This window comes from Micromonospora rubida (assembly GCF_009908295.1).
Classification (GTDB): domain Bacteria; phylum Actinomycetota; class Actinomycetes; order Mycobacteriales; family Micromonosporaceae; genus Micromonospora; species Micromonospora rubida.
This window is the reverse complement of sequence record NZ_JAAALO010000004.1, coordinates 702,367-717,723: the sequence shown is the minus strand read 5'-3', so window position 1 is coordinate 717,723 and position 15,357 is coordinate 702,367. Positions and strand designations below refer to the sequence as shown.

Below are 15,357 nucleotides of genomic sequence, written 5' to 3'. Positions count from 1 at the left end.
GGCGGTCACACATTGGGAACCCCCGTAGGTTGTCCAGATGAGCATCTCCTGGGCCGACTCGTACGTGGGGCAGCTCCGCGCCCTGGCCGGTGACCGCACCCTGATGTTCGTCGGCGCCCGCGCGGTGGTCCGCGACAACGCCGGGCGGGTGCTGCTGATCCGGCGTTCCGACAACGGCCAGTGGGCGATGCCGGCCGGCGCGATGGAGCTGGGCGAGTCCATCGCCGACTGCGCGGTCCGCGAGGTGCGCGAGGAGACCGGGCTGCGCGCCCTACGGGTCAGCGCGTTCGCCCTCTACACGGGCCCGGACCGCGTCAACACCAACATGTACGGCCACACCTACCAGATCTTCACGGTCGCCTTCCGGGTCGAGGACTGGGACGGCGACCTGACCCGGGTGACCGACGAGACGACCGACGCGGGTTTCTTCCCGCGCGAGCGGTTCCCCACCCCGCTCTCCGTGTCGGTCACCGAGACCCTCGCCGACCTGGACGTCTTCGAGCAGACCAACCGGCTGATCCTCAAGTGACCCGGGAGCCACCCGGCTGATCCCCGGTTGAGCCCGGAGCCGGTCGGCACCCGGCCCTCGGGCTCCCGCCCCGGTCAGAACATGGTCTGGCTCTTGGCCTCCATGTCGGTGGCGGCCTCCTCCTTCGACTCCTTCGCCAACGGCCGGCCGCCGGGGGCGGGCGCCTTTCCGCCGAGCGGGTCGGCTCCGCCGGTGGCGCCCTGCGGGCCGGCGCCGCGCAGCTGCTCGTTCGGCATGACCAGGGTCAACAGCACCGCCAGCACGGCGATCAGCCCGGTGGTGAGGAAGACCAGGTGCAGCGAATCGACGAACGCGCCCTGTACGGCGGCGCGGACCGGGCCGGGCAGGGCCAGGATCGTCGCCGGGTCGTTGATCGTGATGCTCGTCCCGCCCTGGGCCGCCACCGCGGCCCGCTGGTCAGGTGGAAGCTGGGCGATCGCGCCCGGCAGCCGGTCGGCGAGTTGGCCGGTGAGCCGGGAGGAGAGCACCGTCCCGAGGATCGCCACCCCGAACGAGCCGCCCAGCGACCGGAAGAACGTCACCGAGGAGGTGCCCGCCCCCAGGTCCCGGACGTCGACCGCGTTCTGCACGGCGAGGATCAGCGACTGCATGCACAGGCCCAGCCCGACCCCGATCACCACCATGTAGCCGAAGGCCAGCCAGAGCGACGTGGCGACCTGGAGCTGGGTGAACAGCAGCATGCCGGCGAGCAGCGCCACCGAGCCGGCCACCGGGAACCACTTGTACCGGCCGATCCGGCTCATCGCCCGGCCGGTCACGATCGAGGTGACGATGACGCCGGCCATCATCGGCAGCATCAGCAGACCGCTGCGGGTCGGCGAGGCGCCCCGGACGATCTGGAGGTACAGCGGGATGAAGATGATCGACCCGAACATCACCAGGCCGATGACGAAGCCGGCACCGTTGGCCAGCGCGAACGTCCGGCTGCGGAACAGCCGCAGCGGCAGGATCGGCTCACCCACCCTGGCCTCCTGCACCAGGAAGAGCACGGACAGCACCGCCCCGACCACGAACAGCCCGATGATCAGGCCGGAGCCCCACGGGTAGGAGGTGCCGCCCCAGCTCAGCGCGAGCAGCACGCAGCTCACCCCGACGACCAGCAGCCCCGCGCCGAGCCAGTCGATCGTGTGCTCCCGCCGCTCGAACGGGATCAGCCGCAGGACGTGGTAGCAGACCACGATGGCCAGGATCGCCAGCGGCACGTTGATGTAGAAGATCCACCGCCAGTTGGTCTCGGCGAAGTAGCCGCCGACCAGCGGCCCGGCCACCGAGGAGATGCCGAACACCGCCCCGAACAGGCCCTGGTAGCGGCCCCGCTCCCGGGGCGACACCACGTCCGAGATGATGGTGAACGCCAGCGTCATCAGGCCGCCCGCGCCGAGGCCCTGCACCCCACGGGTCACGATGAGCTGGGTCATGTCCCGCGACAGCCCGGCGAGCAGCGAGCCGAGCAGGAACATGCCGATCGAGAAGAGGAAGACCGGACGGCGCCCGTACAGGTCGGCCATCTTGCCGTACAGCGGGGTGGAGGCCGTGGACGCGAGCAGGTACGCGGTGACGACCCAGGAGTAGTGGTCGATCCCGCCCAACTCGCCGACGATGGTGGGCAGCGCCGTGCCGACGATCGTCTGGTCCAGCGCGGCGAGCAGCATGCCCGTCATCAGGCCGAACATGAGCAGGCGGAGCTGACGGGCGGTCAGCGTCGGTCGGGTGTTGGCTTCGCTGGTCACCCCGCCTTCTATCCCGTACGGCGAGGATCATGCCCCGGTGCCGGAGGTCCTTCGACGCCTGCGCCACGACGGGCGGGCTCCCGGCCTCGACGGCGGCCGACCGACGTCAGCGTCGGCCGACCGGCGTCGAGGGCCGTCCCGACGTCAGCGGCGTCCCTCGGCGAACTCCTCCACGATCTTGGCGCAGAAGGCCGGGAGGTCATCCGGCTTACGGCTGCTGACCAGGCCGTTGTCCGTGACGACCTGCTCGTCGACCCAGGTCGCGCCGGCGTTCGTCACTCGACCTCCTCGACGCCGTCGGCGGCCAGGAATGCGACCCGCTTGCCCTGAAGTGTCGTCGCTGCCATCTCGTGCATCTCCTCTCCCGGTACACCTCTGGGCCGTTCCCGGGGCCCGATGCCCGAAACCCGCCGCCGGCCGCCCCGCCCACCGTGCCGGGCGGGCGCGGGCGGCCCAGGTTTGACCCGACACCCTCGGGGGACCCGGCGGGCATGGCAGGAGCAGCAGCGGAAGAGCGCCGGCTCGCCACCGTCGTGGAGAGCTGGCTGGGCCGTCCCGTGCTGGTGATCGGCGACGCCATGCTCGACGAGTGGCGGTTCGCGGAGCCCGACCGGCTCTGCCGGGAAGCTCCCGCCCCGGTCCTCAGCCTGCGCCGGCGCATCTCGGCGGCCGGCGGCGCGGCGAACACCGCCGTCAACGTGGCCGCCCTCGGCGGACGGGCGGTGCTGGTCGCCCCGGTCGGCGCGGACGCCGCCGGGGACGAGCTGCACGACTGCCTGGACCGGGCCGGCGTCTGGGACCGGACCGTCAACCAGCCCGGCCGGCCGACCCCGGTGAAGCGGCGGATGCTCGCCGGCAACCAAATCCTGCTGCGCGAGGACTCCGGCGAACCGGACGACGCGCTCGAACAGGACGGCGTGGTCCGGCTGCTCACGGCGCTGGAGTGCGCCACCGAGGAGCTGCGGGCCGCCGCCGGCGGCGAGGTGCCCACCCTGGTCGTCTGCGACTACGGGCTGGGCTCGCTGCCCGCGCCCGTGCGCGCCTGGCTGGTCGCCGCCCGGGACCGGTACGCCACGGTCGCGCTGGACGCGCACGACCTCGCCGACTGGCGGGGCCTCGCGCCCACCGTGGTCACCCCGAGCTTCGCCGAGGCCACCCGGCTGCTCGCCCGGGCCGCCGCCCGGTCCGACACCCACCTGCACCTCAACCACCCCGGGGCCGACCCGGCGGACGGGCCGTCGGAGCTGAGCGTGGGCTCGGCCCCGGGCCGCCCCACCCCGGCTGGGAACACCTCCGACGGCGACTCCGCCGACAGGGTGAGGCCGGCGTCCCGGCTGCCGCTGGGCCGGCCGACGGGCCCGACCGGCGAGCCGACGCCCGGGGAGGACCGGGTGGCGATGACCGGCGACGGGCTCAGCGTCACCGGGACGGGCGTGACCGTGAACGCCAAGGCCGGCGACGGGGTGGACCGGGCGGTGCTGGCCGAGTCCCGCCTCGCGGAGCTGCGGGCGCACACCGGCGCGGACGTGGTCGCGGTCACCCTGGACACCGAGGGCGCCGTGGTCGGCGGCGCGGACGGAGCACCCCGGCGCAGCCACAGCACCCCGGTCCCGGCCAGTCACGCGGTCGGCGCGGGGGACGCGTACCTGGCCGCGATGACGCTGGCCCTGGCCGCCGACGCGCCACTGCCGACCGCCGCGCAGCTCGCCCAACTCGCCGCCACCATCACCGTGTCGGACACCGGCACCTGCGTGTGCCGGCACGAGGACCTGCTCGACGCGCTCGGCGTACCGGCCGGCGACCGTGGGCACCCGGTGCTGGTCGCCCCGGACGAGTTGGCGGACATCGTGGCCGCGCACCGGGACGCGGGCCGGTCGGTGGTTTTCACCAACGGCTGCTTCGACGTGCTGCACCCGGGGCACGTGCGCTACCTGGAGCAGGCCCGGGCTCTCGGCGACCTGCTGCTGGTCGCGGTCAACTCCGACGACAGCGTACGCCGGCTGAAGGGGCCGGACCGGCCGGTCAACCCGGTGGAGGACCGGGTGACGCTGCTCGCCGCGCTGTCCTGCGTGGACCACGTGGTGGTCTTCGAGGAGGACTCCCCGGCGGCCCTGATCGAGACCGTCCGCCCCGACATCTACGTCAAGGGCGGCGACTACCCGCCGGAGATGGTGCCGGAGGCGCCGCTGGTGCGCCGGCTCGGCGGCCAGGTCCGCACCCTCGGGTACGTGCCGGACCGCTCCACCTCGGCGATCATCGAACGCATCCGGGCCCAGGCGACGGGCGCGCCGGGCACCGGACGCCGGTCAGACGGCCCGGGGCAGACGTTGACCGGCAGGCCGGCGTGAACCGTCCGCTCGTCCCGGGCGACGCCGGGGAGTTCCGGCGGGAACGGCAGCTCGACGTGCTGGTCCCGACCCGCAACCGCCCGGCCGAGCTGGCGGTCACCCTCTCCGGGCTGGCCACCCAGGAGGGTGTGCCCGGGTTCGGGGTGGTGGTCAGCGACCAGTCCGACGGCGACCCCGCGTACGCCCACCCGGCGGCGGCCACCATGGTGCGGGCGCTGCGCCACCGGGGCCACCCGGTGCTGCTGACCCGGCGGCTGCCCCGGCGCGGGCTGGCCGAGCACCGGGCGTACCTGCTGGACCGGTCGGCGGCCCGGTACGTGCTCTGCCTCGACGACGACATCTGGCTGGAGCCGGGGACCCTGCACCGGCTGGTCACCGCGATCGGCGAGCTGGGCTGCGGCTTCGTCGGCAACGCCGTGCACGGGCTGTCGTACGTCGACGACGTGCGCCCGGAGACCCACGGGCACTACGAGGAGTGGGTGGGCCGGCCGGTGCCGGAGCGGGTGCGCCCGGGCACGCCGCAGTGGCAACGGGCGTCGATCCATCCGGCGGCGAACCTGCTGCACGTCACGCAGCGGCTGAACCTGCCACCGGGGGCCTGGCGGGCGTACAAGGTCTCCTGGATCGGCGGGTGCGTGCTCTACGACCGGGCGGCGCTGGTCGACTCGGGCGGCTTCGAGTTCTGGCGGCGGGTGCAGGAGAAGCACCAGGGCGAGGACGTGGCCGCCCAGCTCGCCGTGCTGGAGCGCCACGGCGGCGCGGGCGTCCTGCCCAGCGGGGCGTACCACCTGGAGTCGCCGACCACCGTCACCGAGCGGGACGTGGAGGCGTGGGAGGTCCTCCTCGCCGACTCGGACACCCCGCAGCCCGCCTGACGGGCGGCGACGGGCGGGAAAACCCCGCCCCGCTCAGCCCAGCAGCTCGCGGGCGGCCTCGACCACCTCCACGACCGGGACGTCCGTGACGAAGGAGTCGCGGTGCGGGCAGTCGCCGTGCCCGGGGCGGTGCGGGTAGATCCCCGGGGTGCAGTCGACACCGCAGACCGGGCAGTGCACCGTCCAGGAGGCGATCGGGCGGTGCCGGACGCGCAGCGGGTGCCCGCTGTTGATCAGGTTGCCGACCCAGTAGATCCCGACGGTGGCGGTGCCGACCGCGGCGGCCAGGTGCAGCGGGCCGGTGTCGTTGGAGACCAGCAGTGCGCACCCGGCGTAGCAGGCGGCCAGCCCGCCGAGGCCGAGCGCGCCGACGAGCGGGCGCAGCGGCACCCCGGCCGCCGCGACCACCCGGTCCACCAGCTCCCGCTCGGCGGGGGTGCCGGTGACCAGCACCTCGTACCCGTCGCCGGCCAGGACGCGGGCCACCTCGGCGAACCGCTCGGCCGGCCAGCGCCGCCGGGTGTCGGTGGCCCCGGGGTGCAGCGCCACCCGGGGTCGCGTCGCCGCGCCGAGCACCCCGGCGGCCTCGGCCCGGTCGGCGTCGGTGACGGCCAGCGTCGGGACGATCGTGGTGGCGGGCGCCCCGACCAGGCCGGCCACCTCCAGGTAGCGCAGCACTTCGTGCTGGTAGTAGACGTACCGGGTCCAGCGGTCCAGCGGCGGGGCGTCCTCGGCCCGCAGCCCGGCGGTGACCCGGGCGCCCAGGCCGGCGACGATCGGGTTGGAGTTGCCGCCGCCACCGTGCAGTTGCAGCGCCAGGTCGAAGTGCTCGGCGCGGGCCGAGGCCAGGAAGTCGTCCATCGACGGCTCCGGCTCGCCGGGCTCGGGGGCGCGGATGCCGGGCGCGGGCGGGACCACCAGCACGCGGTCCACCGGGCCGGGCCGGTCGCGCCAGAGCTTCGCGTGCCACGGCGCGCCGAGCAGCACGATCTCCGCCCCCGGGTACGCGGAGCGCAGCGCCTCCAGCGCGGGCAGGACGAAGATGAAGTCGCCGAGCGCGTTGGCACGCAGCGCGGCGATCCGCGCGACGCCGGGCACAGGTTCGCCCACCGGGCCGAGCGGGGACGGGGTGGCCACGACCCGCTACGGCCGGTCGATCTCGTCGGCGGCCCGGTCCGGGTGGTGCAGTTCCCGGCCGGGAGCCAGGTCCGGGTGGTGCAGTTCCCGCTCGGCGGCCGGGTCGACCGGATGGCCCGTACCCGTGCCGGCGCCCCGGTAGCCGGCGCGGCCGACGGTGATGGTGCGCGGCGCGGGCCGGACCGCCCGGGGCAGCCGGACCCGGAGCAGCCCGTGGTCCATCACCGCGTCGATCCGGTCGGGGTCCACCCGGGACGGCAGGTCGACCCGGTACTCGAAGCCCCGGGTCTGAAAGCCGCCCGGGATGCCCTGGTCGGCGTTGACCTCGGCCTCGGAGCGGGCCCGGACGCAGAGCTCCCGGTCGTCCAGCTCGACGGCCACCTCCTCGGGGGCGACGCCGGGCAGCCGGACCACGGCCTCCCAGCCCTCGGCGGTCTCGGTCAGCTCCACCTCGGCCGGGCCGGGCCGGGTGCCGCCGACCAGCCGGCTCAGCTCGGCGCGCAGGGACTGGAGTTCCCCCATCGGGTCCCAGTTCGGCTGCCGGCCGCGCCAGCCCCGGCCGCCTGCGGGCTGTTCGCTCATCGCACGTCGCCGATCGAATGGGTGGCTGTCGGTGACCGCAACGAGCTGGGGGCGTCCAGGTTGGCGTCCGGGTCGACGCCGACGCCGAGCCGGTCGACCAGCTCGCCGCCGAGCCACGCGCTGCCGCCGAGGATGGCCAACGCGACCACCTCGATGGCGATGAGCGCGCCGCCGGCCGCCCGGGAGTCGGCGTTGAGCCGGACGGCCCAGACGGCGGCGAAGAGCAGGATGACCGCGAGGTTCGCGGCGGCGTGGCTGAGGCCCACCCGCTTCGCGCGGGTGCCGGTGGGGATGGCGAGCAGGTCGAACGCGCCGGCCACCGCCGCCAGCAGCCCGCCGATCAGGCCGACCGTGATGTTCCAGTAGGCCACCTCGCCGAGGAACCGCGGGCCGCCGACGGCGTCGACGACGTCGAAGATCACCGCAGTGACCAGCAGGCCGACCGGGAACGTGATCAGCATCGGGTGCACGGGGTGCCCGAGCACCTTGAGTCGGCTCTCCACTGGCGGCCTCCGTTGGTGTGTTGCGGGGCGCTGGCTGGCGCGGTACCCGGGACGCCGCTGGACAAACCTCCGGCCAGACGTGCCCGGCTAGGCTGAGGGGCGGCAGGTGGCCTGGGCACCAGCGCGGTACGCCACCACCGAGGTCAACGGTCGGGGGAGGAAGACGTGACGGTGGAGATCACCTCGCACGAGGAACTGCGCGACCTGCTGGGGACGCCGAACGCCCGGGCGGCGACCAAGGAGCGCAGGGCCCTGCACGAGCGGGACCGGCAGTGGCTGGCCGCCTCGCCGTTCTGCCTGGTCGCCACGGCGGGCGCGGACGGCACCTGCGACGTCTCGCCGAAGGGCGACCCGCCCGGCTTCGCCCTGCCGCTGGACGACACGACGATCGCCATCCCGGAGCGGCCGGGCAACCGGCGGGCGGACGGGTACCGCAACATCCTGGACAATCCGCACGTCGGGCTGATCTTCCTGGTCCCCGGTCGGACCGACACGCTGCGGATCAACGGTCGGGCCCGGCTGGTGCGGGACGCGCCGTTCTTCGAGGACATGGTGGTCAAGGGGCACCGGCCGATCCTGGCGATCGTGGTGGAGATCGAGCAGATCTTCTACCACTGCGCCAAGGCGTTCCTCCGCTCCGAGCTGTGGCAGCCGGAGACCTGGCAGCCGGACGCATTGCCGTCCCGGGCCCGGCTGATCAAGGAGGTCGAGGCCCCAACCGAGAGCCTGGCCGACCTGGAGCGCCACTACGGCCCGGAATACGCGAAGAAGATCTATTCCTGACCGCGGCGGTCGTCCCGCCCACCTTCGCGCGGACATTGCTAAAGCTATCTTTCTAATGATAGCTTTAGGGTATGACGTTGCCTCGGGTGAAGCTCTCCGACCCGGTCGCCCTGCGCGGCTACGCCCACCCGCTGCGGATGGCCCTCGTCGGGCTGCTGCGGCGGGAGGGCCCGATGACCGCCACCCGGGCCGCCGAGCGGCTCGGCGAGAACGTTCCCAACTGCTCCTTCCACCTGCGCCAGCTCGCCAAGTACGGGCTCGCCGAGCGGGCCCCCGCCAGCGACGCCCGGGAACGCCCCTGGCGGGCCACGGCGCTCGCCACCTCCTGGGAAGACGCCTCCGACGACCCGCAGGTGCGCGCGGCCACGGACACGCTGAACGCCACCCAGCTCGCCCTGTACACCCGGCAGGCCGAGGAGTTCCTCGCCCGGCGGGCCGACGAGCCCACGCGGTGGCGGGCGATCACCGGCTTCAGCGACGCGTCGCTGTACGTCACCGCCGACGAGCTGGCCGCGCTGACCGAGCGGATGGACGCCCTGCTCGCCGAGTACGACGGCCGGACCGCCGACCCGTCCTCGCGGCCGGCCGACGCGCGCCGGGTCGCGCTCGTACAGCTCGCGCTCCTCGACGCGCCGGCCCCGACGGACGGCGCCCCCGCCCAAGGCGACGGCGACGCGGCGGTGCCTGATGAGCGGTGAGCCGACCGCCGCGCTGGAGGCCGCCCCGCCGGAAGCCGCCGCACGAGACGCCGTTCCGCCCCCGGAGGCCGCCGCTCCGGCCCGTCCCGTTCGGCGCGGGCGGCTGCCCCGGCTGCTGCGCGAGCGGACGTTCCGGCGGTACTGGTCGGCGCAGACCGTCTCGTATTTCGGCGACGAGATCTCCACCCTCGCCCTGCCCCTGCTGGCCGTGCTCGGGGCCGGCGCCGGCCCGGCCGAGATGGGTTACCTGACCGCCGCCGCCCTCGCCCCGAACCTGCTCTTCTCGCTGCTCGCCGGGGCGTGGGTCGACCGGTTGCCGCACAAGCGCCGGCTGATGATCCTCGCCGACCTCGGTCGCGCCCTGCTGCTGGCCGCCGTGCCGGTGCTGTACCTGTTCGACCTGCTGGCCCTGCCACCGCTCTACCTGATCGCCTTCGCCACGGGCACCCTCGCCGTGCTCTTCGAGGTGGCCCGCGCGCCGCTCTTCGTGTCGCTGGTGCGCCGGCCCGACTACGTGGCCGCGAACACCCTCATCTCGGGCAGCCGGGCGATGTCCCTGGTCGCCGGCCCGAGCGTCGGCGGCGTGCTGGTGCAGGTGCTCACCGCCCCGATCGCGCTGCTCGCCGACGCCGCGTCGTACCTCGTGTCCGCGTACTTCCTGGGGCGGATCCGGCCGACGGAGCCGGCGCCGGCCCGGGGCGGCGGGCTCGGCATCGCCGACGGGCTGCGGTTCCTGGCGCGGGCACCGGCGATGCGGTCCATCCTGCTCGGCACCACCACCCTCAACCTCTTCAACTTCATGTTCTCGGCGCTCTTCGTGCTCTACGCCGTCCGGGAGCTCGGACTCTCCCCCGGCGTGCTCGGTGCGGTGCTGGGCGCGGGCGCGGTGGGCGGGCTCGTCGGCGCCGCAGTCACCGGCCGGCTGACCCGCCGGTTCGGGATCGGGCCGACGATGGTGGCGAGCTTCGTGGCCTTCCCCGCCCCGCTGCTGCTCGTCCCGCTGGCCGACGGGCCGACGCCGGTGGTGCTCGGCATGCTCTTCGCCTCCGAGTTCGGCGCCGGCGTCGGCGTGATGATGCTCGACATCACCACCAGCTCGATGCAGACCGCGCTCACCCCCGACGCGCTGCTGTCCCGCACCATGGGCGCCCGGCGCACGGTCAACTACGGGATCCGGCCGATCGGCGCGTTGCTCGGCGGGGCGCTGGGCGCCACCATCGGCATCCGGCCGGCGCTGTGGATCGCCACCGCCGGCGCGCTGCTCGGCCTGTTCTGGGTGCTTCTCTCCCCCGTACGCGGCATGCGGGAGCTGCCCGCCCAGCCGGAGGAGGCGGGCCGGGCGTGACCGGCCCGGCCGGCTCGATAACCGGTCGTCGCCGGCCGGCGACGCTGCTAGCGTCGTCGGCCGTGCTGATCCGCGAGTTCGTCGAGGCCGACTGGCCACAGGTGTGGGAGATCGTCGGCGAGGTCGTCCGGGCCGAGGAGACCTTCCCGTACGACCCGGCCATGACCACCGGGCAGGCGTACGACATGTGGGTGGAGCGCCCGCCCGGCCTGACCGTCGTGGCGGTCGAGGGCGACCGGGTCCTCGGCACGGCCAAGATGGGCACCAACCGGCCGGGCCCGGGATCGCACGTCTCCACGGCCAGCTTCATGGTCGCGGCGGACGCCCGGGGGCGCGGGGTGGGCACCGCCCTGAGCCGGCACGCGCTGGGCTGGGCCCGCGAGCGCGGGTACGCCGGGATGCAGTTCAACGCGGTGGTCGAGACCAACCGCACGGCGGTGGAGCTGTACCGGCGGCACGGCTTCGAGGTGGTCGGCACGGTGCCGGGCGCGTTCGCCCACCCGAGCCTGGGCCGGGTGGGCCTGCACGTGATGTACTGCGCGTTCTGAGCTAGCCGCGCCAGCCCTCCGGGTTGCTGAACGACTCCCGGGAGATGCCCGACCCGGTGCGCGGCCACCCGCCGAACAGCTTGTCGTGCAGGTGGGCGAAGAGGTAGCAGATGCTCTCGCAAGTGCCGTCCAGGACGGCGAGGGCGGGGTTGGCGCGCACCGCCTCGTAGAACTCCTGCCCGAGGGCGACGATATGGCCCCGGCAGTAGAGGAAGCCGTCGTCGGAGCCGTCCGTCACCGCGTGGATGTCGGCGCGGTCGACGTCGTACAGCTTGCGCTCCATCACCCGGTCGAGGGCGGTCAGCTCCTCGCTGGACAACTCGGCGCCGAGGGAGCGGAGGTTGTCCAGGAACGGGGCGAGCGAGGCGTCCACGGCGTACACGTCGACGTCGTCGGCGTCCGGGTCGCGCCCGGCAAGGGCACGGCGCAGCGCCCGGACCTCGGGGCCCAACGGCTCCCACGCGGACTCCACCAGGGCCCAGAACCGGGTCTCGTCACCGGCGCTCGGCAGCAGCTTCACAGGATTGTCTGAAGGCATGGTCACGGGCGGGATGTTAGCCAGCCCGCCCGACACCGTTCCGTCGCCGACCCACGGCGGAGGTGACGGCCATCCCGGACGGACGTGGTTGAGACGACCGGCCTCGGGTACGGATTCGGTGGACGTGAGCACGTTTCCGGCGCGCGAGAGCGCGGAAGACCGCAACCCGAAGGAGTGCCGATGACCACCACTGTCGAGAAGTCCGTCGAGGTGAACGTCCCGATCCGCACCGCGTACAACCAGTGGACGCAGTTCGAGGAGTTCCCCATGTTCATGGGAGCTGTCAGAGAGGTGCACCAGCTCGACGACAGGCGCATGCACTGGGTCGCCGAGATCGCCGGCGTCCAGCGCGAGTGGGACGCGAAGGTGCTGGAGCAGGTGCCGGACCGCAAGGTCGCCTGGGCCGCCACCGAGGGCACCACCAACGCCGGCGCCGTCTACTTCCAGCCGGTCGACACGAATCGCACGATGGTCCGGCTGTTCCTGGAGTACGAGCCGGAGGGCTTCGTCGAGAAGACCGGCGAACGGCTGCACCTCGTCGAGCGGCAGGCCGAGTCCGACCTGGAGAGGTTCAAGACGTACATCGAGAGCCGTGGCGTCGAGACCGGCGGCTGGCGCGGCACGATCGACGAGGGCCGCCAGCTCGGCACGCCCGGCATCGAGTACGCGGCCGGCACCCGGAGCGACAGCGGCAGGGGCGACGGGTCCGCCCGGGACACCGACGCCGGGACGACTGCGCCGACCACCACCCCGTACCCGACCGGCGCCGGGGCGACTGCGCCGACCATCCCCGCGTACCCGACCGATGCCGACCCCGACGGCGCCCGCCGGCCGCTCTGATCGGCGCCTGGACGACGACGAAGGCCCGGGCCACGCGGCCCGGGCCGGTCACGCCGGGAGGGCCCGGGGCCTGGTCACGTCGAGGGCGGCCGGCGGGCACGGCGGTGCGCAGGCCGCCGGCCCGCCCCGGGTAGAGCTGGCCGGGGCGGTTCCGGGCGGTGCGCTACCGGCGGCTCTCCAGCAGCCGGGCCACGGTGGCCGGCGAGTAGACCCGGCCCCGGGCGATCGCTGCCACCACCAGCGGGGCGAGCACGGCGACCATGCCGAGGATCGCGGTCTGCTGATTGGCGGACAGCGGCAGGCCGAAGGCGACCAGCAGGCTGATCACGGCCGTCCCGGCAGCGGTGATCGCGCCGACGGTGAACAGCGGTTCGGTCGCGGTCGAGGCGGGGATGGGGGTGGACATGCGGGCCTCCTCTGTTGATCGGTCGCTCGGTCACGCCGGCGACGATGCGCAATGGCCCGTCGACGGTGACGTCAGGTGGACAGCCGGGTGGTCAGCTCGTCGACGACCTGCCGGGCAATGTCCGGCGGCACCGCCGCCGCGATGGCCGCCGGGGTCAACCCGGCGGTCGTCAACGCCTCGGAGAGCCGTTGCGGGGACAGCCCGGCGAGCACCCCGGCGATGATGGCCGGCTCGTCCGTCCAGTCCTTCCCGCCCAGGGTGGTGACCCCGGCGGCCACACCGTCCAGTCGCGACATCACGTAGTCGAGCTTCGCGACGATGCTGTTGCTGGCCTCCATGGGCCCGGCGCCGTCGGGGTCGACGGTCCGGCCCATGCTCGACCCGCCGGCGAAGAGCCCGGCGTACACCTGGTGGATCTCGTTCTCTGCCTGGTCGCTCATGTCGTCCTCCGGGATCGTGGTGAGCAGTCCGATGGTCGTCAGGTAGCGGCGGAACAGCGGGGTCTGGGCCCGGCCCGCCTTCGTGGAGTCGCGGAAGAAGCTGAAGTGGGTGTGCCACAGGTGGGAGTTGTCGCCGGTGGTGCGCCTGCCGAGCCGGTCCCACCGCCGGACGACCTTGCCGTCCACGGAGTAGATGATCTCCCTGATGTCCCGCGTGTCGGCCGCGCCGGCCGCGCACTGCTGCACACACCAGACCGAGAACGAGCGCAGGTCGTGGGCCCGGCCGCCCGACTGTGCGGTGAAGGAGCCGACGTCCAGGCCGGAGGCGTCCAGGGTCAGCCCCGACTGGTCCCGGGGGGACTCCACGACCGAGTAGTCGTTGGTCACGACCCGGTCGGAGCCGCAGTGGTAACCCCCGCGGTGGGCCGGGTCGCCGACGATGCCGACGGCGGCCGGGTCCAGATCCTTGAGGTACAACAACAACAGGGTTCGAACGTTCAAGAGATTCGTCGGGGCCCGCGTCATGGGGCCCTCCTTCCGTGGGAAGGCCGGGCACAATGATCACTCCGAGTAAGAATCCGGAGATGCGTGACGCGCCCGACCAAAGGAGCACATCGCTGGGCTGATGAGCCAAGAGTAACGAGACATCCATACATCTACCAGCGGAAACGCCGCCTCTTCGGATAGTGGCAGTTGCCGGATGGCGCGCCTGGCCGGGCGTCCGCCCCCTGCGGGCAGAAGCCCCGGAGTTTTCACGCAGAGTTATCATCCGGCGAGCCGGTGAGTGGCCGCCCGGGGCCCGCTTCGCGGCTGCCGCCGATTCTCGGGGTGGCGCGTCGTGGGGTGGGTATTTCGATGTTGGGCCCGCTCGGACAGGGCCCCAACCGTACGGGTGAGGCATCCCCAACCTGGGCGGTGACCGAGGACGCCGGTGAGCTAATGGGTACGTGACAGTCCTGGCGATCATCATCGGCGGCGGCATCGGCGCCACCCTGCGGTACGTCCTGGGGCTCGGCCTCGCCCCGCCCACTCCACCGGACTTCCCCTGGGTCACCTTTATGATCAACATGGTGGGCGCCTTCGCCCTCGGTGCCGTGATGACGCTGCTCGCGGCGCACCGGCTGCCGGGGCCGTGGGGCAAGCCGTTCCTCTCGACCGGCGTCATCGGCGGCTTCACCACCTGGTCGCACTTCATCGTCGAGGCCGATCAACTGATCGGGGCGCGGCACACCGGGGTGGGCATCGCCTACCTCGTCGTGAGCATTTTCGGTGGAGTGATCGCCGCAGCGCTCGGCGCTCGCCTCGCGGAACTGCGGGTGGGGCATCCGACGAGCGGGCGTGCGTGATGTGGGTGGGCATCGGGGTGTTCCTGGCCGGCGGGCTCGGGGCGCTGAGCCGCGCCGGCGTTGACGCGTTGGTGAAGCCATGGTGGAAGAAGCGGGTCACCGAGCCCAGCAGGGCCTTCCCGGCGAGCACCTTCTTGATCAATGTCTCCGGGGCCTTCGTGCTCGGCATCGTCACCGGCTATGCCGCGAAGAACGCCGCTGGTGGTGCGCAGGACTTCGCCGCGATCGCCGGGGTCGGCTTCCTCGGCGCCTACACCACCTTCTCCACCGAGGAGTGGCACACGATGGGGCTGCTGCGCAAGAACGCCGCCGTCGAGGCCTTCAATGTGCTCGGCAGCCTCGGCGCGAGCCTTGTGCTGGCCGCGTTCGGCCTGTGGCTCGGCGGTCTGATCTAGCAACAGGGCGTACCGGGATGGCCTCTCCGACCAAGTGACCCCACGCCCTCGTCAACAAGATCGAAAACCAGAGATGAGAAAGGCCCCCTGACCGGCATTTCGCCTGGTCACGGGGCCTTTCTCGTTGCCGAGCCGCCTGACGGAATCGAACCGTCGACCTACGCATTACGAGTGCGTCGCTCTAGCCGACTGAGCTAAGGCGGCAACGATCGTAAAGTGTACGGCACACCCGGGCGGCGAACCCAGTCGGATCTCCCCTCCGCATCGACGGGTGCGGACAGCCGGCCGGCCGG

The 15,357-nt window shown here is 73.2% G+C and carries 16 protein-coding genes, 1 tRNA gene and 2 pseudogenes; 10 read left to right on the top strand and 9 right to left on the bottom strand.

Features of this window, described 5'->3' with window-relative positions; all coding sequences use genetic code 11:
• Positions 1-37 precede the first annotated feature (37 nt).
• Positions 38-529 carry an NUDIX domain-containing protein gene (locus tag GVV04_RS17810; RefSeq protein WP_161689130.1) on the top strand — a complete coding sequence of 164 codons (492 nt, stop codon included), beginning with the start codon at positions 38-40 and terminating at the stop codon, positions 527-529.
• A 74-nt stretch (positions 530-603) separates the two neighbouring features.
• Here the strand turns inward: GVV04_RS17810 and GVV04_RS17805 are convergent, their stop codons facing one another.
• Positions 604-2,280 carry an MDR family MFS transporter gene (locus tag GVV04_RS17805; RefSeq protein ID WP_161689129.1) on the bottom strand — a complete coding sequence of 559 codons (1,677 nt, stop codon included), beginning with the start codon at positions 2,278-2,280 and terminating at the stop codon, positions 604-606.
• A 144-nt stretch (positions 2,281-2,424) separates the two neighbouring features.
• Positions 2,425-2,559: pseudogene (locus GVV04_RS17800) on the bottom strand (DJ-1/PfpI family protein); the annotation flags it as partial.
• A 212-nt stretch (positions 2,560-2,771) separates the two neighbouring features.
• Between GVV04_RS17800 and rfaE2 the strand changes: the two are divergent.
• Both rfaE2 and GVV04_RS17790 read left to right on the top strand, forming a co-directional pair.
• Positions 2,772-4,628 carry a D-glycero-beta-D-manno-heptose 1-phosphate adenylyltransferase gene (rfaE2, locus tag GVV04_RS17795; RefSeq protein ID WP_161689128.1) on the top strand — a complete coding sequence of 619 codons (1,857 nt, stop codon included), beginning with the start codon at positions 2,772-2,774 and terminating at the stop codon, positions 4,626-4,628.
• Positions 4,625-5,503: a glycosyltransferase family 2 protein gene (locus tag GVV04_RS17790; protein WP_161689127.1), complete on the top strand. Its 879-nt coding sequence runs from the start codon at positions 4,625-4,627 to the stop codon at positions 5,501-5,503. Before rfaE2 ends, GVV04_RS17790 begins: the two co-directional genes overlap by 4 nt.
• A gap of 33 nt (positions 5,504-5,536) precedes the next feature.
• Here GVV04_RS17790 and GVV04_RS17785 read toward each other — a convergent pair whose 3' ends face one another.
• Genes GVV04_RS17785 through GVV04_RS17775 form a run of 3 tightly spaced genes read right to left on the bottom strand, consistent with a single transcriptional unit; the run spans position 5,537 to position 7,725 of the window.
• Positions 5,537-6,640 (bottom strand): glycosyltransferase family 9 protein, encoded by a 1,104-nt coding sequence (locus GVV04_RS17785; protein ID WP_161689126.1) that lies wholly within the window; start codon positions 6,638-6,640, stop codon positions 5,537-5,539.
• 6 nt (positions 6,641-6,646) lie between these two features.
• Entirely contained in the window at positions 6,647-7,222 is a 576-nt protein-coding gene (locus GVV04_RS17780; protein WP_161689125.1) for an Hsp20/alpha crystallin family protein, read from the bottom strand.
• On the bottom strand, positions 7,219-7,725 hold the full coding sequence (locus GVV04_RS17775; protein WP_161689124.1) for a DUF2231 domain-containing protein: 507 nt from the start codon (positions 7,723-7,725) through the stop codon (positions 7,219-7,221). The genes GVV04_RS17780 and GVV04_RS17775 overlap by 4 nt, the downstream gene beginning before the upstream one ends.
• Before the next feature lie 165 nt (positions 7,726-7,890).
• Here GVV04_RS17775 and GVV04_RS17770 point away from each other — a divergent pair, with 165 nt between their 5' ends.
• The 4 genes from GVV04_RS17770 (at position 7,891) to GVV04_RS17755 (ending at position 11,099) form a co-directional block, all read left to right on the top strand.
• Entirely contained in the window at positions 7,891-8,508 is a 618-nt protein-coding gene (locus GVV04_RS17770; protein WP_161689123.1) for a pyridoxamine 5'-phosphate oxidase family protein, read from the top strand.
• Between the two features lie 71 nt (positions 8,509-8,579).
• On the top strand, positions 8,580-9,206 hold the full coding sequence (locus tag GVV04_RS17765; RefSeq protein WP_161689122.1) for a helix-turn-helix domain-containing protein: 627 nt from the start codon (positions 8,580-8,582) through the stop codon (positions 9,204-9,206).
• Complete coding sequence (locus GVV04_RS17760) at positions 9,196-10,551, top strand: MFS transporter (RefSeq protein WP_161689121.1); 1,356 nt, start codon at positions 9,196-9,198, stop codon at positions 10,549-10,551. Before GVV04_RS17765 ends, GVV04_RS17760 begins: the two co-directional genes overlap by 11 nt.
• Positions 10,552-10,613: 62 nt before the next feature.
• Positions 10,614-11,099, top strand: a complete 486-nt coding sequence (locus tag GVV04_RS17755) for a GNAT family N-acetyltransferase (protein ID WP_161689120.1) — start codon at positions 10,614-10,616, stop codon at positions 11,097-11,099.
• A gap of 1 nt (position 11,100) precedes the next feature.
• Here GVV04_RS17755 and GVV04_RS17750 read toward each other — a convergent pair whose 3' ends face one another.
• The gene (locus GVV04_RS17750) at positions 11,101-11,637 is read right to left on the bottom strand and encodes a DUF4240 domain-containing protein (RefSeq protein WP_161689447.1); all 537 of its coding nucleotides are present in this window, start codon (positions 11,635-11,637) and stop codon (positions 11,101-11,103) included.
• 180 nt (positions 11,638-11,817) lie between these two features.
• Between GVV04_RS17750 and GVV04_RS17745 the strand changes: the two are divergent.
• Positions 11,818-12,267, top strand: a pseudogene (locus tag GVV04_RS17745) (SRPBCC family protein); the annotation flags it as partial.
• Between the two features lie 373 nt (positions 12,268-12,640).
• On the opposite strand, the gene GVV04_RS17740 reads toward GVV04_RS17745, so the two are convergent.
• Together GVV04_RS17740 and GVV04_RS17735 are read right to left on the bottom strand one after the other, a co-directional pair.
• Entirely contained in the window at positions 12,641-12,883 is a 243-nt protein-coding gene (locus GVV04_RS17740; RefSeq protein ID WP_161689118.1) for a hypothetical protein, read from the bottom strand.
• Between the two features lie 71 nt (positions 12,884-12,954).
• A complete protein-coding gene (locus GVV04_RS17735) occupies positions 12,955-13,848 on the bottom strand; it encodes a hypothetical protein (protein ID WP_161689117.1) in 894 nt (297 codons plus the stop codon).
• A gap of 422 nt (positions 13,849-14,270) precedes the next feature.
• On the opposite strand from GVV04_RS17735, the gene GVV04_RS17730 reads away from it, so the two are divergent.
• Both GVV04_RS17730 and GVV04_RS17725 read left to right on the top strand, forming a co-directional pair.
• A complete protein-coding gene (locus GVV04_RS17730; RefSeq protein ID WP_161689116.1) occupies positions 14,271-14,669 on the top strand; it encodes a fluoride efflux transporter FluC in 399 nt (132 codons plus the stop codon).
• A gap of 5 nt (positions 14,670-14,674) precedes the next feature.
• Entirely contained in the window at positions 14,675-15,064 is a 390-nt protein-coding gene (locus GVV04_RS17725) for a fluoride efflux transporter FluC (RefSeq protein WP_201753587.1), read from the top strand.
• A gap of 130 nt (positions 15,065-15,194) precedes the next feature.
• On the opposite strand, the gene GVV04_RS17720 is transcribed toward GVV04_RS17725, so the two are convergent.
• A tRNA-Thr gene (locus tag GVV04_RS17720) sits at positions 15,195-15,268 on the bottom strand.
• Positions 15,269-15,357 lie beyond the last annotated feature (89 nt).